The sequence below is a fragment of the Paraniabella ginsengisoli genome (assembly GCF_022513635.1).
In the GTDB taxonomy this organism is placed as follows: domain Bacteria; phylum Bacteroidota; class Bacteroidia; order Chitinophagales; family Chitinophagaceae; genus Niabella; species Niabella ginsengisoli.
Genome location: NZ_JAKWBL010000004.1, coordinates 154,303 through 176,286 on the forward strand (window position 1 = coordinate 154,303; position 21,984 = coordinate 176,286).

The window sequence follows — 21,984 nt, forward strand, 5'->3', positions numbered from 1 at the left end:
AATTGGAATCGTATTAATAACAATTATTGTGCTGCTATTGTACAATCGAAAACGAGTAAGAGACAAAAATAAACTACGAGACATAAAACTTAAACAGGCAGCAGCCGAACAAAAAGTAATAGATGCACGCGAAAAAATAATTCTTTTCACGAACAACTTAATTGAACAGAATAATCTAATTAAAACACTGCAGGAACAGCTTGAAAGAATGCAAAGCCCTTCATCCGAAGCTACGGAACAATTACTAACAAAACCATTGCTTACTGAAGAGGGTTGGGAAACATTCAGACTTGATTTTTCAAAAGCTTACCCTTCTTTTTTCATCAACTTCGTCAGCAATCAGATAATCTTACTCCTGCAATGGAGCGGCTTGCGGCACTCATTTTCCTTCAGCTTAATAATTACCAGATAGCCAATAGCCTTGGCATTAGCAAAGAGAGTGTATCCAGAAGCAAGCGGCGCCTAAGATCTATACTGAATTTAAATGCAGAACTTTCTTTAGAAGATCATATTACTGGCTTAGATAACACAGATAAAAACCGTAAGTAAAAACATTCAGGTAGTCCGCATTTTGTCCGCGCCTTGTCCTGTAATGGTCCGCATAAAATTTTGCAAAGGCCTTTTCTGGCAGACATATTTGCAATTATGAAACCTCCCAAACACTTTTATGTCATCCTTCTAATAATTGTGTTGGCAATAATGCTGCTATTAGCGGTGTGGCTTTATTTTGAACATCGATTACAGTCTCTGTCGCAATAATTATTCAAAATAAGATGTCCGGCTTTTGTCCGCCCTTTGTCCGCATTTAGTCCTCCATGCTTTTTGGATCACCTATTGGTTTAATGCACCTTTATCAGGTGCTTAAAACAGCTTGTTTTTAGCTAAACCGAATACCCCTCAATCAACCAAAATAAAAAAACATGATCAGGAAATTACTAATCGCAGCGTTCACATTTTTCTCTTTCTCAATATGTGTTTTTTCACAAACCATATTTGTAAATAGCGCTGCCACAGGAGCTAACGACGGTTCCAGTTGGGAAAATGCTTATCAAAATCTAACCAATGCATTAAATGCGGCAAACAGTAACTCCGGCATTACACAGGTTTGGGTAGCCGAAGGAACTTATTTTCCATCTTCCACTAATAACAGAGACGATTTCTTTAATTTAAGAAGAAATAATCTTCAGCTTTATGGCGGTTTTGCTGGCAATGAAACGGCGTTGGAGCAGCGAAATGTAAACACTCATCTCACCACACTTAGCGGCAATATAGGATTAACTGAATCTAACACCGACAATAGTTATCATATTATGGTAATTGAACTTGATCCTGAAGCACCGGTTGCAATTGACAACTCATTGGTAATTGATGGTTTTACTTTTTCTGATGGCAATGCAAATGCTGGTTCAGTTTTCAACAGTCTATATCCACGTTATACCGGAGGCTCAATATTCATTTCATGTAATTTCAATTCAATAAACATCACTCCTTTAATAAGGAATTGCTCATTTATTAATAACAGAGCTTTTTCGAGTGGCGCAGTTACATATTACGGCATATCCACAACTGGTAATTCTTTTCGTGTTGAAGATTGCAATTTTCAGAATAATTACTCAGGCTATACTGGTGCAGCAATAGATGTAATGCAGTTAGACGCAGCTGGCTATGGTGTTGCAGGTGTTTTTTCTGTAGTAGTTGAACGCAGCAGTTTCACTGGCAATTCAGTTGATAACTATTCGCAAGGAGGCGCCAATGGCGGTATTGGGGCAGGTATAAATACATTTGGGCAAGGAACTTTGTTGGTAAGCCGCTCTGCTTTTATCAATAATGCCATTGGTCCTCTACCACATTTGCCGGGAGCTATAAAGGCACAGCCATTTCGGCCAGGAATGGAGGAGTGGTTACTATAGTTAATACTGTTGGATATGCCAACAATAACTACATTCCGCTTTATAATATGCAGTCAACCTTCAACATGGTCAACTCAACCTTTTATAATCCTGCCGGTTCTGTTTTAGACATGAATACCCCTGTTAACAATACCATTCAAAATTCGATATTATGGACCGATGACAATACTGGAAATGTTATGTCACTAAGCAATGGAACGGCAACCATAAATATTGCTAACTCTATTTTAAATGCCACTTATCAGGGAACAGCTACATTGAGCAATGTATTAAACAGCGATCCTCTATTTACCAATCCCGGCGCAGGTGATTTTTCCCTACAGCAGGGAAGCCCGGCTATAAACAACGGAGATGATAGCTTTTATGATGAAAGCAATATGGGCAATACAGATCAGCTCGGCGGTAACCGTACCTTGAACGCAAACATTGATATTGGAGCCTATGAATACACCGGCGCCTTGCCCGTTCATTTTGGAGCTATTAACGCTACATTTAGCAACAATATATTACTCCTTAACTGGAGTACGCTAACAGAAAGCAATAATGATCACTTCGAGATCGAAATATCTGCTGATGGCAAGCATTTTTCAAAATTAGCAATCGTTCAATCTAAAAGCCTTAATGGAAACTCATCGACATTGCTCGAATATCATCATCAGACTGGCCTAAGCGGTGCATTACCATCTTTAGGTATCAGCAGCCTTGCGTTATTGGGTTTTCTAATTCCTACAGGCAAAAGAAGAAGGTTGTTCGCTATTACGTTTGTAATTGCTGGTGCCTTATTCATCAGTTGTTCTAAAAATGATTCATCACCCATTAACGCTAACCAATATATTTATCTACGTATAGCACAGGTTGATAAAGATGGAAGTAAAGATTTCAGCAAGACCGTACGGGTTGCGTTTGAATAGATAACGGGGACAATAATAATTTCTGAAAACAGAATCGCATATGTATGCTTTACAAAAAATGGTAGGTACATAATGAAAAGTGCTATGATTAATTTTAGCCTATGTGTATTGCCGTTATCTTTGTGGTCAATTAATATTTTTATGGAATTATCAGCAAAATTAGTACAGGTACTCCCCATACAAAGGGGAACAGGAAAAACAGGTAACGAATGGCGTAAGCAGGACATTATTGTTGAAACAAGTGGACAATACCCCAAAAAGGTATGTATTTCTGTATGGGGCGACAAAATAAACGAACAGGTATTACAAGTAGGCAATACGCTGAATATATCTTTTGATGTAGAAAGCCGCGAGTATAACGGAAGATGGTACACTGATGTAAAAGCTTGGAAAGTAGAGGCTGCCGGAAATGCAGGCGCAGCAGGCAATAGTTATACTGATGAAATGCCTCCAGACAATTATAACGACTCAAAAGATGACCTTCCGTTTTAGTTTTAAGCCTTTGTTATAATTATAATAGCTTATTGCGTTTTAACTTTACTCCAAGAAAAACCTTATTGTAATGAAGAAAATATTTGCCCTATTGATGTTGAGCAGTGTACTTATTGTTGGTTGTAAAAACGGCTGCAATAACAAAGGAACTGATCAAACCAGTGAAGACTCCACAAATGTCAATCTGGGCGAGCTGGCCGATTCTGTAAGAATTGCTGCTCAACAAGATTCTTTGAACAATAATCCCAGCAAGGACTCTGTACTTACAGGACTTACAAAAGAAGTATTGACGATCTTCAAAGAAAAGAATTACACAAAACTTGATTCTTTGATTCATCCGGAAGAAGGCGTTCGGTTTTCCCCGTATGCTACGGTATTACCAGATGACAAAAAATTTTCACGTGATGCTTTTATAAAACTTGTTACAGCCAATAAAAACAAGCGGGTTAACTGGGGTAGTTATGACGGAAGCGGAGACGCAATAACTCTCACCCCAGCTGAATATTTTAAAAAATTTGTTTATGATGCGAACTTTGTAAATCCCGAAAAATATGATATCAACAATATCATTAAAACAGGAAATTCGGTGAACAACCTTAAAAGTGTTTACGAAGGGGGCGATTTTACAGAAAGCTATTTTTCAGGATCAAAGAAATATGGTGGTATGGATTGGAAATCTGTAAGACTTATTTTCAAGGAAATTAACGGCAAATATTACCTGGTGGGTATTGTACACGATCAATGGACAATTTAGAATAGTTGACAGATGACAGTTAGCAGATGACAGGAGGTAGTTGAAAACAGCGACCTTCTGTCATTTGTCTTTTTATGCTGATATATAGTCTACAGTATAAGAGTCCGCCAGCTGGCGGAAGACAGATGATAGTAGTACTTAAGCCGGTTGCATAAAAAATAATTACTGGTAGCTATATCAAACGTTGACGCTTCATACCAATAAAAGCAATAAGCTGGAAGATGAAGATCATTATAATGATGGGCACCAATATCAGGAAGATATCTTTTAGATCTCCTTGCTCTAAGAACAATCCATAAAAAGCTTCCAGGCACCAATGTAAAGGTGAAATGCGCATAACCCCTTGCATGGATTGTGGCATAGCAAAAGCAGGCACAAGCAAACCGCCTACTGCAGCAAAAAGCACAATAACAACAGCTCCTATACCATTACTTTGCTCTTGTGTTTTAGCAAATACGCCAATCATTATGGCAAAGCTTGCGGCACACCATCCACATAATATAATCACCAGCATTAGGCTCGCTTTATCATTTGGAAAATCCAAACCTGGCAAACCTATGTGCGGAAAAATCCATTTCCCAATTGAAAAGATGATCAATGCCTGGATCACAGTTATTATGATATAAGTTATTTGCTTGGATATTATCGCCAGCGTAAGGGAAGTGGGCATTGTTTTTAAACGCATAAAACTGCCGCTGTTCTTCTCCCTTACTATGCTTGCGCCAAGTGATATGACGATAAAGAACATGGCAAAAACGGTCCACGCGGGAATATTATGTTGTGTAGCGTTTACAATTACATGATCACCATCTTTCGAAACGGAAAATTGCTGAACAGGTGTTTGATTAGTGAGTATTTCCTGTTCAAGATTGTTGGGTATGGCTGCCGAATCGTTGATGGCGCTATATAATTGTCTTACGATGTATTTGCTTTGAACAATTTGTAAAACGCTGCTAAGTGCGCCGTCGATGCCCTGCCTGAAAGAACTTTGCAGAACAGGATGATAATACAATACCACCGAAGCCACGGGTCTTTTGCCCTCAATGGAAGTTGTATCTGAAGCCACAGCGATGGATTGTAACGCCTGCCCCGCTACCTTTTCTGATTTTGCTAAAACATCGGAAGTATATTGCTCCGGAATTATAAGGGCTAACAACGCTTCTTTGTTTTGTAGTCGTTGTTTCAAAATATTTTCGCCTTGCCCGGCCGACAATTTTTTAATTGTAAACATGCCGCCCTTCTGTAGTGTGGCCTCCAACTCTTTACCAACCACACCTTTATCCTTATTCAACAATAACAGCGGCACCTTTTTATCGTTAACCAATTCAAAAGTACTGTTCTGAACCGTGGTTATAACAATGGCTAACACAATAGGCATTACAAACATGAGCGTAAGCCCCACTTTATCGCGGGTTAAAATACGCCAGTCTTTTTTTATAGTTGCCCAGAGTTTGTACATCAGAGCAAATGTAGTTTTTATCAGCGTTGTATTGTACAATAAATGGACTAAATTTGGATTGATAAAACAACAATCTATGGGGATTATTTACGCTGAAATAGAATTGATAAATGGAGATGACCTAGCATTAGCAAGACGGCATGTAATAGGTGAAGAAGAAATAAAGAGCATCACTGTAAACATGCTGGTTGATACAGGCAGCGTTTATATGTGCATTAACGAAAATGTTCAGGAGCAACTGCAACTTAGCATAGTTGAAAAGCGCAAAGGCCAATTGGCTGACGGAAGTATTGTTGAATATGACGTTGCAGGTCCTATTGAAGTAAGGTTTAAAAACAGAAGATGCGTTGTAGATGCAATGGTTTTGCCGGGCGATAGCGAAATGCTTCTAGGCGCGATCCCGCTTGAAGATATGGATGTGGTAATACATCCTTATCGCCGGGAACTGATCGTGAATCCTGAACATCCGTACTTTGCTCAGATGAAATTGAAATAACAAAACGCATCGATTAAGCTCACTCTGCTTTTCGCCGAAACGAAACATCAGAACATTCTTGCACACACTGTCAATCGTCATCTGCCAACTCCTCTATTCTACATTCCAGCTTATAGCACCGTCTTTTTCATCTTTAAGTGAGATACCAATTCTTGCAAGTTGATTGCGGATCTTATCAGATGTAACAAAATCTTTTTTATTTCTGGCTTCTTTTCTTATGTCGATGATCAACTTCATCACATCGGTAAGTTTTTCATTATCCGCTTCAGTTACACTCTTTAGCCCAAAAATATCTTCCAGGTAAACTTTAAATTGAGATTGCAGTTTGCTGAAAGTTGTAGCTGCCAAGGATTTGATATTAACAGTTTTATCTTTCAATCCATTAATGACCGGAGCCAATTCAAACATATTAGCAAGCACTTTAGCCGTGTTGATATCATCATTCATAAACTCGTCAAACTCATCAACCAACTTGTTCACTTTATTATCAAGCTCCTTATCTCCCGCCATGTCGCCCAATTCATTACTGCGCAATTGCAGCTTGATCAAGTTTTCATACGCTTCCCATAATCTTTTTAGTCCTTTTTCAGATGCTTGCAAGGCTTCGCTGCTAAAATCGAGCGTACTGCGATACTGGCTTTGTAAAATAAAAAACCGGATAACCATTGGATGAAAAGCCTGGCTTAATAAAGGATGATCGCCGCTAAACAGTTCTGTAAGCTTGATCACATTATTATAACTCTTGCCCATTTTACGGCCATTAATGGTGATCATGTTGTTGTGCATCCAATACTTCACAGGCGCTCCATGGTTACATATGGTACTTTGAGCAATTTCACTTTCATGATGTGGGAACATTAAATCCATACCACCACCATGAATATCGAATTGCTTCCCTAAATATTTAGTAGCCATAGCAGAGCACTCAATATGCCATCCCGGAAAACCCTCGCCCCACGGGCTTTGCCAGCGCATAATATGCTGAGGTGGTGCAGCTTTCCACAACGCAAAATCTGCAGGATTATTTTTCTCACCCTGTCCTTCCAGCTCTCGGGTATTTTCTAAAAGGTCTTCTATTTTTCTGCCACTTAGTTTTCCATAATCGTAATTAGTAGCATATTTTTTTACATCAAAGTAAACCGACCCGTTTCTTTCGTAAGCATAACCATCGGCGATCAGTTTTTTGATCATTTCTATTTGCTCTATAATATGCCCGGTAGCTGTAGGTTCAATGGATGGTGGTATGCTATTGAACTGCAACATAGCCCAATGAAACAGATTGGTGTATTTCTGCACCAGTTCCATTGGCTCCAGTTTTTCCAATACTGCTTTATTAGATATTTTATCTTCCGCCTGACGGCCTTCTTCTTCAAAATGGCCGGCATCTGTAATGTTTCGCACATAACGCACTTTATACCCCAGGTGAGTTAAATATCTGTACAACACATCAAATGTCACATATGGCCTGGCATGGCCCAGATGGCTTTCTCCACTAACCGTTGGCCCACATACATACATACCAACATGTCCCGGTGTTACCGGTTCAAAAACTTCTTTCTGCCTTGATAAAGAATTATATACTTTTAGCTCACTCATCACTTTAAAAAATAATTATCTACAAAAATAACGGATATCGGAGGCAATAAAAAAACGGGAGTTGCCCGGTAGTATTTATTGATTTTTTATCCTTTCTACATAATATTTGCCGGCGCCTGGCTCAATGCATGGAATAGCTACCCCTTTAAGAATGAGCAAAACGCATATTCTAAGTATTAAGTGATGTAAATACTGGTAAAGCCCTTAATATCTGAGCAATCAAAAAAATAAAATAAGTAATAAAACAGTGCGCATGCCGGAGTGAGCCTTTAATTATGATTAAAGTTTATCATAAATTAAAAGACATTGTATTCTTTTCGCCGAACTGCTTTTATAATTCTGTGAAGGCTGTCTTTTTAAAGATTAGTTTAACTTCATATCGGCCACAACCATGTAATGATCGGAGTATTTGGTAGTTATGCGCTTGCATTGAAGCACATCGAAATTCTTATCTGTAAAAATATAATCGATTCGCAAAGTGGGTGACAATGATGTATATGTACGGCCTATTCCAAATCCTTTTTGCAAAAACGCATCCTGCATATCACCTTTAACGGTTCTGTAAGTGTAAGAATTGGGTACGTCATTCAAATCCCCGCTAAAAATAACCGGATGCGGGCTATTGCTAATAACGCTGTTCACCATGTCTGCCTGTATGCTTCTGTGTCTTATAGCAATGGATAGTTTTGATAAGATTTGACGCGCATTACTAACAACATTTCCTTTTGCACCTTTTAGCTCCTCAATTTTCGAAATATCTTCTTTTCTAAACTGATTGGATTGTAAATGAGTGGTATACACACGCACCAGTTTTTTGCCCATTTTAATATCGACAAATACCAATGCATCGGGCAAGGTAGGCCTTGGAAAGCGAACCATACCAGTGTCAATAATTGGGAAGCGGCTGAAAATAACGCTTCCGTTAAATAAGCGGTCACCATCCACATCGTGCGAAAAATAGTGATAGGGATATTTTAACCCCTTTCCCACCGCAACAATATTGTTGTACCAGTCAGGATTTACGGATGATGAAAATTCCTGAAAACAGAGTATATCTGCATTAACGCGGCCTATTTGCTTTAGCATTTTATAGCGGGTCTGGCTGCCCATGTTATTGTTCTTGATCATTTCTATAAACCTGGCAACATTCCAGGTTGCTATCCTGATGGAGCCTTCTTTTTCGGCTCTTTAAAAGACGTATAAAACTTAACGGCGAAAAAATTAGTGATCTCGCCACCGCCCAGAATTAATGCAATAGCAGATAACAAAGCCCATTTTCTGCGCACAAAAAGCCACCAGATCAGAAACAGAAAAACAAAAAGTAGTAAAAAGGGAAACGTGAGGCTAATTAGCGATATGAGTGGCCAGTTTTCAGGATTGATATAAGGATTCAGGCAAGCCAATAAAAAGGCCGACACTACTATTATGTTTATTACAAACAGTACCCGCTTGCTTATTCTTGTAAAAAAACCCATGTCACAAAGTTTGCAACCGGAAGATAGAGAACTAAAGTAAGATTACATAATAGAAATTTGTTTCAGGTTGCTGGTTGCAGGTTTCAGGACATGACACGATTCTACGTACCTGGAACCTGAAACTTGAAACCCGAAACATCCCTCACCCTCCGTCATTGCTCACACGTTTCAGGAAATCTTTTTCATCAACAGATAAATTATCATAACCGCTTTGGTTTATTTTATCCAGAATTTCATCAAGCTTTTGTTGTGTTAGTTTAGGTGTTTTGGAAAAAGGAGCCTTAGCCGCATTGTAAAACAAAGTCGATTTAATTTGATTTCGTTTTTGCTGAGGTTTTTCAGGATTAAAAAGATTTGAGAACCAATCGTATAAATTATTCATCCAATCGCTTCCATCCATTCCTCTTCTTAGAAGAAAAATAAATAAAAAGCCAGCGACGGCACCTGCAATATTCGCGACATACAAAGCCGGACCATTTGCTGGTAATGTGGCCATATCAATTGCCAGGTACACAATGGATAAGATCCATAATGATATACCCCCGCCCAACATCGGGAAAATTTTGTAATTGGGGCAAATAGTTGTTGCTGCAGTACAAACAGCTAAAATTGCAGCTCCACTGCCTAAAAAATATTGAGATTCAGCACCGGCCACAACAGGCATAAATTCTTTAGCTATTAAATAAGCCGCTGCGCCAGCAAGTGTACCATAAATGAAAACCGGTACAATTTTTTTAAATCCTGTTAAGTCAATCAATATATAACCAAAGCTCCAAAGCCAAAGAAGGCTTGCAAATAACTGCCAGATGCTGGTATGTACAAAGGAATACGTTAAAACAGTCCAAGGTTTGGAAAGCGTTTTGACAGCATCATCAGAAAGTGCGAACCAAGAAAGAACATTCTTATTAAAAACACCTGTTACATCGCCACCTTCCGGCAATCTCAAATAGGTAATTCCTTTAAAAAAGTAAGCACCACGAAAATAATCATGGCTATAGCAAGCAGCACCACAAGCGGATTTATCTTGCCTCCGAAAGATAGCCTCGAATCATAATTTCTATCTGAAATTCCCATAAATATATTTCTGTTTTACAGCTTACATGCCCACGGTTGTCAACATTTTACCGAAGCACTTCCTAGTATAACGTTCTCCTATTGTTTTTGTTCCATATTTTCAGTAAAATAAACCCTGTTAATGCGCCACCCAAATGCGCGAAATGCGCGATATCACTACCTGAACGAGTAACACCTCCAAAAAGATCAATTGCAATTAAACCCAAAATTGCCCATTTTGCTTTTATAGGAATTGGAACGAACATTAAATATAGTTCTGTATTGGGAAAAGTCATTGCAAAAGCTACCAACACGCCAAATACAGCACCAGATGCGCCAACGGCCATTTCATGACCGCCCATTATATATTGCATAGTGAGATGTACAACTGCGGAACCCAAACCGCAAATCATATAAAAGATTAAAAACCTTTTAGATCCCCACAGATTTTCCAAAACACGGCCAAACATCCACAAAGCAAACATATTGAATAGTATATGAAAAAACATATACTGACCAGATGCGGCATGAGCAAACATGTGGGTTACGATTTGCCAGGGTCGAAAATTGTTTGAAAGAAAGGGCCACAATCCTATTTTGCCGGTTAAATCGATTTTAGCATCAAACAGCATTTGCGCTAGCCAAACCAACACATTAATAATAATCAAATTCTTTATGGCAGGTGGAAATTTTTCTGCCGGTCTACTATAAAAACTCATGCGGCAAAGATAGCTATTGGGTGGTTTGATTGATAAGTTTACAAATTGAAATGTTGAGACGAGCAGAATTGCTTTTGCTAAAACTTAAAATTTTAAGGCTGTACAGAAACCGCAGCCTTAACTATTAAAAATAATGTTACCGGCTTACAAGTTTTATTATTTTACTGTATTTAGATAGCCCGTCTTTGTCTACCTGCTTCACGCGTACATAAATTTTTGCATCTTTCTCCAGATCCAGCGGCATATCTGCTTTGTTGCAAGCCAGGAAACCAAGTACAAAAACTCCCGATATAGCAAGCAGTTTCGAAAATCTTTTGCGGTTATCTATTTTATAGCCCAGCCCCAATGCCAATGACAGCAGGGAGAAGACGAAAAAGAGCGAAGTAGAGGATGTGGTGAAACTATAACTTAGCGCAACATCCGAATTACCATCTGGTGCCTGGCTTTTTGCTTCACCTATTTTGGTAAAAGTAACACCATCTGTGGAAGCTTCTATTTCAAAATGACTGCTGTTTGTTTCGGTAAGCGTGCTCCAATCTATTTGTAAATGTCCGTTGTTAAAACTTCCTGAAATGCTTCCAAAATCAACCGGAAGCGGAGTATCGCAAGTAGCATCTTCTCCGTCATCAAGAATCGTCCAGCCTTTGCCGCCGGAAGCAACAGCCATTGTAAGTTCGCCTCTAGAAGCAGCAGCCGGCGGACCATATTTCAGATCCTGTGCGCCAAGTACGAGATTGGACGGCGTGGTTGGTGCTGATGCCCAGCCGTACAGTGTTTTACCATAATTAACGCAATCCAATCCCGACGAAGCCAGCATAAATTGCACGTTGGTAGCGTTGTTCAACTCAAAGTCAGATAAATCCTGATTGAAGGCTGACGCTAAACCGAACATATAGTACATGGTTGTTACGTTAGCCGTATTCCATTCTCCTAAAGGCTGGTTAAATGCCTTACTCGAAGTAAACATTTCACTCATATTTGTTACGTTGCTTACATCCCAATTCCCTATTGGCCGGTTAAAAACATCAGTGCCCAAAAACATAGATGCCATATTAGTTACATTGGAGACATTCCACGAATTTATATTAGACGGCCCTATGAGTTTATCGCATTGAAAGAACATTGATGCCATATCTGTAACATTAGTAAGATCCGGCACATCACCCGCCACAATTGTCAGTAATAAATTTTGACAATTTGAAAAGGCGTCACGCATGCTGGTCCAGGGAACATCTCCCCATTGGAACACATCCAATAACAATAAATTGCTGGTGGTAACGGAAGGCAGCCCGTCCATAAAAAATCTTCTGAGATTGGCAGGTTGCATAGATAGGGTTAGTAATTCTCCGGGATTTAATGATATAACAATTTCTACATTATCCGGAGTTGTCCTGGTAAAACTACCGCTTCCACTACCTCCGCTTCCGCCCATTTTAGTCCAGGAATAGTTAACGGATCCATCTGTCAATGCATTAAAGCTTATGGAGCTTGTTGCTGAAGACCCGGGAGGTAATATCCATGTGGTAATAAAGGGGTCAGATTGTGCGAAGGCTGCAGTTTCACACAGCAACATCAGAAATAATATAATATACTTTGTTCTCTTCATAGTTGTTAGTTTAGCCTTTACATAGGCTATATTTAAACCTTTAACAAGCTGCTTATAGCCCATACACGACATCCTATCCATAGCGGATGAGGCATAAAGCCATCTACTAATAATTACAACAATAAGGTTTGAGGGGGTATTGAAAACTTCCGGCTACCATCCGGGTAAGCAACTAATAATCCATTAAAAGTTAATGGTGATAAATAATAATTCGGATAGGATAGCGAATGAAGTGTTCCTAATAAAGATACCTAATATATCTTCTATATACAAATCAAATAGATAAACAACTGTTTTACAGCGTTGGACGGCCATTAGGCACAGCTTACTTGCCTACTTCAACTTCAGCTGCACCACGTTTTCTATATGCAGCGTGTGAGGAAACATATCAACTGGTTGAATTTTTGTAACCCTGTATTTTTCATCGAGCAATGCCAGATCGCGCGCCTGTGTAGCCGGATTGCAGCTTACATAAACAACGGTTGGCGCCGCCATTTCATTAATTTTTTGCACTAATTTTTCGTGCATACCGGCGCGTGGCGGATCGGTGATGATTACATCAGGGCGCCGTGTTTTTCAAAAAAATCATCGTCGCAAACCTTAATTACATCGCCAGCATAAAAAAGTGTTTTATCAAGATGATTGAGTGCTGCATTTTCTTTAGCATCTTCAATAGCGGCATCAATCATTTCTACGCCAATGATTTTACCGGCGTTTTCGCTGCAAAAAATACCGATGCTTCCCGTTCCGCAATACAAATCGTACAAAATCTCTTTACCGGTTAGTTCAGCAAAATCGCGGGTGATTTTATAAAGTTCTTCGCCTTGCTTGGTATTGGTTTGAAAGAAAGATTTAGGTCCGATTTTAAACTGATAATTTTCCAACTTCTCAATTACATAACCTTTGCCATAATATGTTACCGGCTCCAGGCCATGCAGGCTGTCATTATGTTTGGTATTGATTGTATAAAGCAGCGATGTGATGTTTGGAAATTGTTGCAATACAAATTGCATCAGCTTTTCAATCTTTTCCATGTCATTCTCGCCCACCATAATATTGGCCATCCATTCGCCGGTTTCGCAAAGGCGCACCTGCATGGTACGCAAAAAACCATGCTGTTCGCGCAGGTTATAAAAGCTTAAGCCATTTTGAAAAGCATATTTTTTGATGGCCAAACGAATATCGTTTGTGGGTTCGCTTTGTAAATGACAGGTTTCTATATCTACAACTTTGCTCCAAAAGCCGCGCCGTGGAAGCCTGCAGCCCCGGCGCCCTCCCGACCTCCCCCAGCGGGGAGGAGATATCGCGTCCGTCACCCTCCCTTCTTTTGATGAGTTCTTTTTGGTAAAAACTCATCTGTACCAAAAGTATATTCTACTTTATTTCTGTATCGGGTTGTTTGTTTTGCGCCTAAGATCGGCTGTATTTCGGGTAGCTCTATTTTTCCAATTCTTTTCAGGTTGTCGTGAACTTGCTTTTGCTTGTATTGCAATTGCAAATTGTAAGGCAGCATTTGCCACTGACAACCGCCGCAGGTTCCAAAATGTTTGCAAAAAGGATCAACACGTTTATCAGAATAGCTATGAAAATGAAAAGGCGTGCCTTCGCCCCAGTCTTTTTTATTTTTAGTAAGCCGCACATCCACCACATCGCCGGGAACAACCTGCTCCACAAAGATCACTTTACCATCTACACGAGCCAGCGAACGGCCTTCGGCGGCATAGTCTTCTATTAATATTTTTTCGAGGGTAATATCTTTTTTCTGCGTGCCAAGTTAAGTGATTGTTTATTTTATTTGGTCAGACCGAGACGGTCAGACCAGTTTTTGTTACATGTACGTACATCGTATAACTTACGTCGTACATAATTGATGAGATATATTCTGCAGTACAAGAGTGCGACGCAACAAAGTTGATAGTAGCACTACAGCTGGCTACATAAAATTACATCCGGTTAATTACATTGGCTACAATGCCCGGTTTGCCAAGCGTGTAATAATGAAGGCCTGGTACGCCATTTTTTTCAGATCGCGACTTTGCTCTAATAACCAATCTTCGCCTACTTTTTCTACGTCTGCATTGTTTTTGCATTTGGATATTTCGTTGGAAAGATCCTGCGGCAAATCGATCGAAAATATTTTAGGAAGAAGAACGGTTAACTGCCTTTTATTGTAAATAGGTTTGAGGCCCGGAACAATGGGCACATTGATGCCGTTTGCCCGGCAAGCTTCTACAAATGCGTAATATTTTGCATTATCAAAAAACATTTGCGTTACAATATAATCAGCACCAGCATCAACCTTTGCTTTTAAGTAGGTAAGATCGGTTTGCATATTAGGCGCTTCAAAATGTTTTTCGGGATAACCCGCTACGCCAATGCAGAAATCGGTTTTGCGGCTGTTAATCAATTCTTCTTCCAGGTACATTCCGTTGTTAAGGTTCATTACCTGTTTTAACAGATCAGATGCGTATAAATGGCCATCTGGCTGTGGAATAAAAGCCGTTTCGTTTTTAGCCGCATCGCCACGAAGCACCAACACATTGTCTATTCCTAAATAATTAAGATTGATAAGCGCATCTTCGGTTTCCATAATGCTAAAGCCGCCGCAGATCAAATGCGGAACCGTGTCAACATTATATTTGTTCATGATCGCCGCACAAATACTTTCTGTACCCGGACGTTTGCGAATGGTTACTTTTTTAAAACTGCCGTCAGGGTTCTTTCGGAATTCGTGCTCGCTACGATGATAAGTAACATTGATATAAGCAGGTTTAAATTCCATCAACGGATCCAAATGATCGTACAATCCATCAATTCCTTTCCCTTTTAACGGTGGAAGAATTTCAAAAGAAATCAGGGTTTCGTTCTTTTCCGCGGCTTTGTTTATATGCTCAATTACTTTCATTCCCATTTTTTGTAGGGTGCAAAATTACGGTTAGCTGTTATAAAATGCGGTATAATTTAACGCAAACTTCGTTTGTTTATTTTCCTCTTATGCGGCGCGTGAGGACATGCGCCATGGCTTGGGCAAGTTGGACGCATGTTGGGATGAAGAATTTTATGTAAGTTTGATATTATGGAAGAACTCATTTTTATAGTTGAAGAGAGCGATGAGGGCGGTTTTATAGCAAAAGGGCTTGGCGTGGCTATTTTTACGCAGGCCGAATCGTGGAACGAGCTTAAAACAGCAGTAGTCGATGCTGTTCACTGCCATTTTGATGATGACCAAAAACGACTTATCCGGCTTCATATTGTGAAAGAAGAAGTGATTGCCGCATGAAAATACCAAGAGATATTAGCGGTAAAGATTTGATAAAATTGCTAAAACCTTACGGTTATATTATTACCAGACAAGCTGGGAGCCATATAAGATTAACCACTGAAAAAGAAGGACAACATCACATTACGATCCCACATCACAATCCCTTAAAGTTAGGTACACCTTCTGCCATTCTTTCAAATATTGCGGAGCATTTTAGCAAACAAAAAGAAGAATTAATCAACGAATTGTTTGGCAAAGATTATTTCATCCCAACAAATCCACTCACTATAAATCCTATATCATAGTTATCTTTGCGGCCTATGCAGGATTTGTTACAGAAAATAGAGGCGTATAAAAACGAAATCAGTTCTTTTAGCGCTACTGATGATAAACAGGTAGAAGATTTCAGAATTAAATGGCTGGGAACCAAAGGCCTGGTAAAAGGCATTATGGGTGAAATGAAGAATGTGCCGAACGAACAAAAGCGTGAGGCTGGCCAGATTTTAAATGAATTTAAACAATTTGCAGAAGCGAAATTTGACGAATTAAAGGACGCTACATCAAATACCGTACAACAAACATCGGATATCGATTTAACCCTACCCGGCGATGAAACGCCGTTAGGCAGCCGCCATCCCATTTCTTTAATGCGCAATCAAATCATTTCTATTTTTCAGCGACTTGGTTTTGCCGTTGCCGAAGGACCGGAAATTGAAGATGACTGGCACAACTTTACTGCGTTGAACATGCCCGAACACCATCCGGCGCGGGATATGCAAGACACTTTTTATGTAGATGCCGGCGAAAACGCTGCTGTTGACTGGTTACTACGCACACACACCAGTAATACGCAGATCCGAGAAATGAAAAAAGGTAAATTGCCCATCAGGGTTATTTGTCCGGGGCGTGTGTATCGCAACGAAACCATTAGCGCACGCAGCCATTGCTTTTTTCACCAGGTGGAAGGTTTGTATATTGACGAGAATGTATCTTTTGCCGACCTGAAACAAACACTATACTTCTTTGTAAAAGAAATGTATGGCCAGGATGTTCGTGTACGTTTCCGACCTTCTTATTTTCCATTTACCGAACCCAGCGCTGAAATGGATGTGAGCTGTTTTATCTGCGGCGGTAAAGGCTGTAATATTTGTAAAAAGACTGGTTGGGTGGAAATTTTAGGTTGCGGTATGATCCATCCAAACGTATTACAAAACAGCGGCATCAACCCGGAAAAATATACCGGCTTTGCATTTGGAATGGGCGTAGAACGCCCAGCCATGCTGAAATACGGCATTAATGATATTCGTTTATTTAGCGAAAACGATGTACGGTTTTTGAAACAGTTTACAAGCGCAGGGTAAAGGGAAAATCATTAGAAGATTATAAAAAGGTGTATGTAAGACGTCTGCATACACCTTTTTACAATACAAATACTTTATCTCAGGTTCGGATTAATATCTTGTTCAGTTTGCGGTATTGGCCACTTTTCGTCGGTGCCTACTCTGAAAGCTTTCGAGGTTACATACCATCTGCTTCGGTTAAGCGGATCGGCATTAGCGGCACCATTTCTGGTAGCAACTGCCTGAGACCCGGGATAAGATGCGCCATAAAATTTACCGTTTAATACCTGCCCTCCAATGCCCCAACGAAGGATATCCCAATATCTGATCCCTTCCAAAGCGAGTTCATTCCTTCTTTCCCGCCTTAATATCAGCCGCAGCGTTGCAGGGTCGATGGCTGTAACCGGCGGCATATTTACGGATGCCCTGGACCTTACTTTATTAATAGTAGCATCTAATAAGGCTTGGTTTATAGCCTCTCCGTTTTCGAGCTTTGCTTCTAAATAGCTTAATAAAACTTCGGCATAACGAATGACGGGGATATCCGTATCTGTATTTGCAACATCACCTGTATATCCTGTATTGAACTTTTTGATGCAGTATCCTGAGCGTGTAGCTTGCAAAGCTCCTGCAGTAAGTCTGTCTTGCGCGGTATTATCATCAGGATTGTTATTATACACCACTCCTTTAAAAGTGTTGCCATTATATAATACTGTGTATTTAAGACGCGGATCTCTGTTCGCTCCCACATCCTGAGCATTATAGCGGGTATCAACATAAGAAAAAGGTGTTCCATCTGCAAACTCAAAAGATTCCACCAGGCTGCCTAATGGATTATGTAAATGATATCCGCCTAATACACGTGGCAGGCAGTGTTGAGTGAATCCATTTGGCGCCAAGTTTTTGAGAAACCTGGATGAGAAAATTAGTTCATTACTCCCTTCGTTAGTTCCATCAAAAAGACTTTCGAAATTTGGATCAATGTTATTATCGCCGTAATCCATAATGGATTTAAATGCCGTAGCAGCCTCGGAATATTTTTTTCAGCCAGCTCTAACCTGCCTAAAAATGCTAATGCTACTTGTTTGCTCGCACGCCCAGCTTCATCGGCAGGTAAATCTTTCCATCTTGGCAATATTGCAGACACTTCCGTTAATTCCTCCCTTACAAATTTTACAATATCGTCCTTTGCTGCTTTAGATACGGTGTTAGCCTCATCAAGCGTTAGAACTTTGGTTACAAGCGGCACTGAGCCCCAATACTGTGACATATAAAAATACTGGCAGGCCCGAATGAAGCGGGCTTCGGCGCCCATTCTCTCAATTTTAGCCGCGTCCATGGGCGTTTTAGCTATATTTTCTAAAAAGTAATTACACCTTGCAATTCTTTGATAGCTTCTTTGCCAATATTCTCTCAGCAACACATTCGACGAGGTTAACGTTCCATTTGTAAGCAAGTTAAATACAGAGTTATCGCCCCTGCGGTCATACGCATTGTCCGTGGCAAACTCAGTAAATAACAATCCATAATAAGACCACCAGTCTGTTGCATTAAATTCAGCTGAATTAGCCATTTGAATATTTCCACGGTACACGCCAGTAAGTGCAATCATCGCATTGGTTTCGCTCGTCCAAAATGTTTCACTTGAAAGTGCACTTAATGGTGTTTTATCTAAATATTTGCGGCAACCTGATCCTCCTATAATAAGAAGTATAGAAACACATGACAGGTATTTATAAAAAGTATTAAACTGATATTTCATTTCAAAGCGTTTAAGAATTAAAAATTAATGTTCAACCCAAAAGTGTAGTTCTTAAGTATCGGATAATACGCTCCGCCTGAGTTAATCTCCGGATCCCAACCTTGAGGGTATCTATTTATTGTAAATAAATTTTCCCCGCTAGCATATACTCTTATACCTTCTAATCCGATTTTCTTTATTATCGTTTTTGGTAAGTTATATCCCAATTGAACTGCTTTAACCCGCATGTAACTGGCATTGAGCATCCAGAAAGAAGACAACCTAGTATTGGCTGTACCGGAATTACTAATAATTTCAAGACGTGGATAAGTTGCGTTCCTGTCGGGGTTTTCAGGGCTCCATCGGCCATCCGCCTGGTAGCGTTGTATGGTACCGCTTACATAAAACGCATATCCCGCGTAATTCGACAATCTTCCCTGCACTTCTGCAACTCCCTGCAGTAATACAGAAAAATCAAATCCTTTATAGCCGCCACCCAGGTTAAGACCATATGTGTATTTGGGAATGGTGCTACCAATGATGGTTCTATCGTAAGTAAGGTCTACCTGACCGTCAGGCACGCCATCGGGGCCCGATATATCTTTATAACGGATATCACCGGGCTTTACAGCAGGGTTGATGCTGGTGGTTTGTGTAGGATAAGCATCTATATCTGCCTGATCAGTAAACAACCCTTCGGCCACGAGGCCATAGAAAGCGCCAAGCGGATACCCGATGAACAAATCATTACCATTCCCCACCAATCCGTTTGGCTGATTTACATTTCCTACGCCAAGATTAAGTACTTCATTATTGATAATGGAAAGATTTCCATCTGCGTGATAACGGAATTCCCCAATGGTATTATTATATGAGGCAGTAAATTCCCATCCCTTATTGCTCAGCGATCCGGAGTTTTGTACGCCAACTGTGAAGCCTAAAACATTGGAAACGCTACCTCCTGGACTTACCAAAATATCATAAGTGTACCGGTCGAAATAAGTAGCCCCAAAAGACAGCTTGCGATTTAATGTTGTCAATTCGATACCAACATCTTTTGTCGTTGTAGATTCCCAACGAATGCTATTATTTACAAGCGTTGTAACGGCCGATCCCGACAATAGACCTCCACCGATCGGATAATTAAAGTTGGGCTGAAATACACTTTGGTAGGGATAGTTTCCTATATTCTGGTTACCGAGCGTTCCATAAGAGGCTTTTATTTTAAGATCGTTAATCCATGGCACGGCGTCTTTAAAAAATTTCTCATTAGAAAGCCGCCAACCAACCGCCACGGCGGAAAGGTTGCATATTTATTGTCAGGATTAAACTTTGAAGATCCATCATGACGAAGCACACCTTCTACCAGATATTTATTTTTGTAGCTATATCGCAGTCGTCCAAAATAAGAATCAAGCGCCCACTCAGTAGCTGTTCCTTTGTTCGTCTGGGTGGCTGCATCACCCGCATCTAACTGTGTCAATTGATTATTTACAAATCCGCCGCGATAGGCTTCCGAAGTATCACTTCGATTTTCCTCAAAAGAGTGGCCGACCAGAATACTGATTTCGTGGTCGCCCAATTTCTTTGTGTATTCTAATAGCTGTTGCAGGGTTTTATAATAATTCGCTCCGTTAATTTGCGTGAGATTTCCTGGACCAACTGTAACCGTTTCATTTAGTCTTTGATTGGCTAAAAAACGTTGAGATGTATAGCCGCCGTAGGTATAGCCGCCAATAACGGAAATCTTCAAGTCTTTTATAATATCCCAGTCTACGCGCATATTAAGCAGTAATTTCCTGTCCTTTGTTTTTAAAAAATGACTCGCTTTGTAAAAAGGATACTGGCGTTCCGGCATTATTATTACCCTGGCCCCAATCTCCATTACTTAGCTCAGCAGGGAAGTAGGAAGGATAACGAATAATCTGTCCGATCAGGGTGACCATATCATTAAAATCTAAAGTGGCAGGTGGCGCGGGCTGATTATCTATGAACTGCATGCCTGCCAACCTTGTAGTAAGCTTTATATTTTTGGCTATTGTATTCACCATGTTCATGCGTACATTATACCGGTTATAATTGTTCTTTTCAACAAGTCCGTTCTGGTATAAATAGCCGAGTGAAAGTTGGTATTGTGTATTAGCGGTCTTGTTTGAAATAGAAAGATTGTGTGCTGTTTGAGAGAAAGATTTTTTAAATAACCTGTCTACATAGTTTATATCGGCATAATTGTCTGGATCACTCCCGTCTCTGAATTTTTGTATTTCCTCGTCTGTATATGTATTGGCTTCCGCTTCATTTATAAGTGTAGCATATTCCCAGGATGGTACTTGTTCGGGATATTCGGTTGCTTGCTGAACACCTACATGTCCGCTGTAATTGATATTCAGCTTACCATTGCCACTGCCACTTTTGGTGGTGACGAGAATAACTCCGTTGGCTGCACGGGCGCCATAAATAGCGGCGGAAGAGGCATCTTTCAAAACAGAAACGGCTTCTACATCATTCGGATTAATTTCATCTAACGAGTTTGCTGGAATACCATCGACTAATATTAAAGCTGAAGGATCACTTCCAAAAGATCCGACACCTCTAACCCGAATATTACCTCCGCTATTACCTGGTTGCCCGGATCGTTGTATAATAGTCACACCCGGCATTTGGCCGGTTAGCGCCTGCGAAAGCTGCGGAACGGGCCTGTTATTGATCTGGTCAGCACCGACCTGCGCCACAGATCCTATCAATTGAGATTTCTTTTGTGTGCCATAACCTACCACCACAACTTCGTCCATCTGTCCATCTACCGCTGCCATGCGCATCATGATACTGCTTCGCTCATTTGCGCCAACAGAAAAGTTTATTAACGAATCCGGATTGTAGCCCACAAAAGTGAAGTATAAATTGTAAGCACGGCCTTCTTTCATCGCGGGTGAAAATGCCCCATTTGCATCCGTAAGAAGATTTGTTGTTTCGTTACTCTGCACATCAACAATCTTTATCGAAGCACCCTGGAGCGGTTCGCCAGATTTTGAAAGTACAAGCCCAGGCACCTGTACCGTTTGTGATAGCCCTTGGAGCCCACAACAAAGAAGCACTACTAAAAGTAAAAAATTAGGCTTTGATTGCATTTAATCGAGGTTTAAATAATTGAATAATTAATAATGTAAGAG

At 40.2% G+C, this 21,984-nt stretch carries 26 protein-coding genes; 9 read left to right on the forward strand and 17 right to left on the reverse strand.

Annotation, left to right across the window (positions count from 1 at the left end; genetic code table 11):
- Window positions 1-28 precede the first annotated feature (28 nt).
- The 5 genes from MKP09_RS17760 to MKP09_RS17780 all read left to right on the forward strand — a co-directional run bounded on the left by MKP09_RS17760 (window position 29) and on the right by MKP09_RS17780 (window position 4,067).
- Complete coding sequence (locus tag MKP09_RS17760; protein WP_240831662.1) at window positions 29-412, forward strand: hypothetical protein; 384 nt, start codon at window positions 29-31, stop codon at window positions 410-412.
- 508 nt (window positions 413-920) lie between these two features.
- Complete coding sequence (locus tag MKP09_RS17765; RefSeq protein WP_240831663.1) at window positions 921-1,910, forward strand: hypothetical protein; 990 nt, start codon at window positions 921-923, stop codon at window positions 1,908-1,910.
- Window positions 1,898-2,821, forward strand: a complete 924-nt coding sequence (locus MKP09_RS17770) for a DUF5123 domain-containing protein (RefSeq protein ID WP_240831664.1) — start codon at window positions 1,898-1,900, stop codon at window positions 2,819-2,821. The genes MKP09_RS17765 and MKP09_RS17770 overlap by 13 nt, the downstream gene beginning before the upstream one ends.
- A 141-nt stretch (window positions 2,822-2,962) precedes the next feature.
- Window positions 2,963-3,313 carry a DUF3127 domain-containing protein gene (locus MKP09_RS17775; RefSeq protein ID WP_240831665.1) on the forward strand — a complete coding sequence of 117 codons (351 nt, stop codon included), beginning with the start codon at window positions 2,963-2,965 and terminating at the stop codon, window positions 3,311-3,313.
- A gap of 70 nt (window positions 3,314-3,383) precedes the next feature.
- Window positions 3,384-4,067, forward strand: a complete 684-nt coding sequence (locus MKP09_RS17780) for a hypothetical protein (RefSeq protein WP_240831666.1) — start codon at window positions 3,384-3,386, stop codon at window positions 4,065-4,067.
- Between the two features lie 172 nt (window positions 4,068-4,239).
- Here MKP09_RS17780 and MKP09_RS17785 read toward each other — a convergent pair whose 3' ends face one another.
- Window positions 4,240-5,526 (reverse strand): ABC transporter permease, encoded by a 1,287-nt coding sequence (locus MKP09_RS17785; protein ID WP_240831667.1) that lies wholly within the window; start codon window positions 5,524-5,526, stop codon window positions 4,240-4,242.
- 76 nt (window positions 5,527-5,602) lie between these two features.
- Here MKP09_RS17785 and MKP09_RS17790 point away from each other — a divergent pair, with 76 nt between their 5' ends.
- Window positions 5,603-6,022 (forward strand): clan AA aspartic protease, encoded by a 420-nt coding sequence (locus MKP09_RS17790; RefSeq protein ID WP_240831668.1) that lies wholly within the window; start codon window positions 5,603-5,605, stop codon window positions 6,020-6,022.
- A gap of 93 nt (window positions 6,023-6,115) precedes the next feature.
- Here MKP09_RS17790 and cysS read toward each other — a convergent pair whose 3' ends face one another.
- The 11 genes from cysS to MKP09_RS17835 form a co-directional block, all read right to left on the reverse strand.
- On the reverse strand, window positions 6,116-7,618 hold the full coding sequence (gene cysS / locus MKP09_RS17795) for a cysteine--tRNA ligase (RefSeq protein WP_240831669.1): 1,503 nt from the start codon (window positions 7,616-7,618) through the stop codon (window positions 6,116-6,118).
- A 363-nt stretch (window positions 7,619-7,981) separates the two neighbouring features.
- Entirely contained in the window at window positions 7,982-8,746 is a 765-nt protein-coding gene (locus MKP09_RS17800) for an endonuclease/exonuclease/phosphatase family protein (RefSeq protein WP_240831670.1), read from the reverse strand.
- Between the two features lie 29 nt (window positions 8,747-8,775).
- Window positions 8,776-9,093, reverse strand: a complete 318-nt coding sequence (locus tag MKP09_RS17805; protein WP_240831671.1) for a hypothetical protein — start codon at window positions 9,091-9,093, stop codon at window positions 8,776-8,778.
- 142 nt (window positions 9,094-9,235) lie between these two features.
- Window positions 9,236-10,039 carry a rhomboid family intramembrane serine protease gene (locus MKP09_RS17810; protein WP_240831672.1) on the reverse strand — a complete coding sequence of 268 codons (804 nt, stop codon included), beginning with the start codon at window positions 10,037-10,039 and terminating at the stop codon, window positions 9,236-9,238.
- Entirely contained in the window at window positions 10,036-10,167 is a 132-nt protein-coding gene (locus tag MKP09_RS26560; RefSeq protein ID WP_262915501.1) for a hypothetical protein, read from the reverse strand. Before MKP09_RS26560 ends, MKP09_RS17810 begins: the two co-directional genes overlap by 4 nt.
- Before the next feature lie 62 nt (window positions 10,168-10,229).
- Window positions 10,230-10,865 carry a rhomboid family intramembrane serine protease gene (locus tag MKP09_RS17815; RefSeq protein ID WP_240831673.1) on the reverse strand — a complete coding sequence of 212 codons (636 nt, stop codon included), beginning with the start codon at window positions 10,863-10,865 and terminating at the stop codon, window positions 10,230-10,232.
- Window positions 10,866-11,001: 136 nt separating this feature from the next.
- Window positions 11,002-12,471 (reverse strand): BspA family leucine-rich repeat surface protein, encoded by a 1,470-nt coding sequence (locus tag MKP09_RS17820; protein WP_240831674.1) that lies wholly within the window; start codon window positions 12,469-12,471, stop codon window positions 11,002-11,004.
- A gap of 333 nt (window positions 12,472-12,804) precedes the next feature.
- Window positions 12,805-12,984, reverse strand: a complete 180-nt coding sequence (locus MKP09_RS26565; RefSeq protein WP_317235401.1) for a hypothetical protein — start codon at window positions 12,982-12,984, stop codon at window positions 12,805-12,807.
- 41 nt (window positions 12,985-13,025) lie between these two features.
- Entirely contained in the window at window positions 13,026-13,787 is a 762-nt protein-coding gene (locus MKP09_RS27530; RefSeq protein ID WP_317235402.1) for a methyltransferase domain-containing protein, read from the reverse strand.
- Window positions 13,784-14,152, reverse strand: coding sequence for a class I SAM-dependent RNA methyltransferase (locus MKP09_RS17830; RefSeq protein WP_240831675.1), 369 nt, complete (start codon window positions 14,150-14,152; stop codon window positions 13,784-13,786). The genes MKP09_RS27530 and MKP09_RS17830 overlap by 4 nt, the downstream gene beginning before the upstream one ends.
- Before the next feature lie 285 nt (window positions 14,153-14,437).
- Window positions 14,438-15,376: a methylenetetrahydrofolate reductase gene (locus tag MKP09_RS17835; RefSeq protein ID WP_240831676.1), complete on the reverse strand. Its 939-nt coding sequence runs from the start codon at window positions 15,374-15,376 to the stop codon at window positions 14,438-14,440.
- Between the two features lie 171 nt (window positions 15,377-15,547).
- Between MKP09_RS17835 and MKP09_RS17840 the strand changes: the two genes are divergently transcribed.
- From MKP09_RS17840 to pheS, 3 genes are read left to right on the forward strand one after another with little or no spacing between them, the layout of a single operon-like run.
- A complete protein-coding gene (locus MKP09_RS17840; protein WP_240831677.1) occupies window positions 15,548-15,751 on the forward strand; it encodes a hypothetical protein in 204 nt (67 codons plus the stop codon).
- Window positions 15,748-16,038, forward strand: a complete 291-nt coding sequence (locus MKP09_RS17845; protein ID WP_240831678.1) for a type II toxin-antitoxin system HicA family toxin — start codon at window positions 15,748-15,750, stop codon at window positions 16,036-16,038. Before MKP09_RS17840 ends, MKP09_RS17845 begins: the two co-directional genes overlap by 4 nt.
- Before the next feature lie 15 nt (window positions 16,039-16,053).
- Window positions 16,054-17,094 (forward strand): phenylalanine--tRNA ligase subunit alpha, encoded by a 1,041-nt coding sequence (gene pheS / locus MKP09_RS17850; protein WP_240831679.1) that lies wholly within the window; start codon window positions 16,054-16,056, stop codon window positions 17,092-17,094.
- A gap of 74 nt (window positions 17,095-17,168) precedes the next feature.
- On the opposite strand, the gene MKP09_RS17855 is transcribed toward pheS, so the two are convergent.
- The 5 genes from MKP09_RS17855 to MKP09_RS17875 are packed head-to-tail and all read right to left on the reverse strand — an operon-like array spanning window position 17,169 to window position 21,864.
- Complete coding sequence (locus MKP09_RS17855; protein WP_240831680.1) at window positions 17,169-18,077, reverse strand: RagB/SusD family nutrient uptake outer membrane protein; 909 nt, start codon at window positions 18,075-18,077, stop codon at window positions 17,169-17,171.
- Window positions 17,999-18,835, reverse strand: coding sequence for a RagB/SusD family nutrient uptake outer membrane protein (locus tag MKP09_RS17860; RefSeq protein WP_240831681.1), 837 nt, complete (start codon window positions 18,833-18,835; stop codon window positions 17,999-18,001). The genes MKP09_RS17855 and MKP09_RS17860 overlap by 79 nt, the downstream gene beginning before the upstream one ends.
- 17 nt (window positions 18,836-18,852) lie before the next feature.
- The gene (locus tag MKP09_RS17865; protein WP_240831682.1) at window positions 18,853-20,109 is read right to left on the reverse strand and encodes a SusC/RagA family TonB-linked outer membrane protein; all 1,257 of its coding nucleotides are present in this window, start codon (window positions 20,107-20,109) and stop codon (window positions 18,853-18,855) included.
- Window positions 20,034-20,597, reverse strand: a complete 564-nt coding sequence (locus MKP09_RS17870; RefSeq protein ID WP_240831683.1) for a TonB-dependent receptor — start codon at window positions 20,595-20,597, stop codon at window positions 20,034-20,036. The genes MKP09_RS17865 and MKP09_RS17870 overlap by 76 nt, the downstream gene beginning before the upstream one ends.
- A 1-nt stretch (window position 20,598) precedes the next feature.
- The gene (locus MKP09_RS17875; RefSeq protein ID WP_240831684.1) at window positions 20,599-21,864 is read right to left on the reverse strand and encodes a SusC/RagA family TonB-linked outer membrane protein; all 1,266 of its coding nucleotides are present in this window, start codon (window positions 21,862-21,864) and stop codon (window positions 20,599-20,601) included.
- Window positions 21,865-21,984 lie beyond the last annotated feature (120 nt).

Coding starts and splice junctions, on each gene's coding strand:
- MKP09_RS17790 (WP_240831668.1), top strand. CDS start 5,603: ATGGGGATTATTTACGCTGAAATAGAATTGATAAATGGAGATGACCTA.
- MKP09_RS17845 (WP_240831678.1), top strand. CDS start 15,748: ATGAAAATACCAAGAGATATTAGCGGTAAAGATTTGATAAAATTGCTA.
- MKP09_RS17765 (WP_240831663.1), top strand. CDS start 921: ATGATCAGGAAATTACTAATCGCAGCGTTCACATTTTTCTCTTTCTCA.
- MKP09_RS17785 (WP_240831667.1), bottom strand. CDS start 5,526: ATGTACAAACTCTGGGCAACTATAAAAAAAGACTGGCGTATTTTAACC.
- MKP09_RS26560 (WP_262915501.1), bottom strand. CDS start 10,167: ATGGGAATTTCAGATAGAAATTATGATTCGAGGCTATCTTTCGGAGGC.
- MKP09_RS17820 (WP_240831674.1), bottom strand. CDS start 12,471: ATGAAGAGAACAAAGTATATTATATTATTTCTGATGTTGCTGTGTGAA.
- pheS (WP_240831679.1), top strand. CDS start 16,054: ATGCAGGATTTGTTACAGAAAATAGAGGCGTATAAAAACGAAATCAGT.
- MKP09_RS17835 (WP_240831676.1), bottom strand. CDS start 15,376: ATGAAAGTAATTGAGCATATAAACAAAGCCGCGGAAAAGAACGAAACC.
- cysS (WP_240831669.1), bottom strand. CDS start 7,618: ATGAGTGAGCTAAAAGTATATAATTCTTTATCAAGGCAGAAAGAAGTT.
- MKP09_RS17815 (WP_240831673.1), bottom strand. CDS start 10,865: ATGAGTTTTTATAGTAGACCGGCAGAAAAATTTCCACCTGCCATAAAG.
- MKP09_RS17800 (WP_240831670.1), bottom strand. CDS start 8,746: ATGATCAAGAACAATAACATGGGCAGCCAGACCCGCTATAAAATGCTA.
- MKP09_RS17780 (WP_240831666.1), top strand. CDS start 3,384: ATGAAGAAAATATTTGCCCTATTGATGTTGAGCAGTGTACTTATTGTT.
- MKP09_RS17870 (WP_240831683.1), bottom strand. CDS start 20,597: ATGCGCGTAGACTGGGATATTATAAAAGACTTGAAGATTTCCGTTATT.
- MKP09_RS17855 (WP_240831680.1), bottom strand. CDS start 18,077: ATGGATTACGGCGATAATAACATTGATCCAAATTTCGAAAGTCTTTTT.
- MKP09_RS17775 (WP_240831665.1), top strand. CDS start 2,963: ATGGAATTATCAGCAAAATTAGTACAGGTACTCCCCATACAAAGGGGA.
- MKP09_RS17840 (WP_240831677.1), top strand. CDS start 15,548: ATGGAAGAACTCATTTTTATAGTTGAAGAGAGCGATGAGGGCGGTTTT.
- MKP09_RS17805 (WP_240831671.1), bottom strand. CDS start 9,093: ATGGGTTTTTTTACAAGAATAAGCAAGCGGGTACTGTTTGTAATAAAC.
- MKP09_RS17860 (WP_240831681.1), bottom strand. CDS start 18,835: ATGAAATATCAGTTTAATACTTTTTATAAATACCTGTCATGTGTTTCT.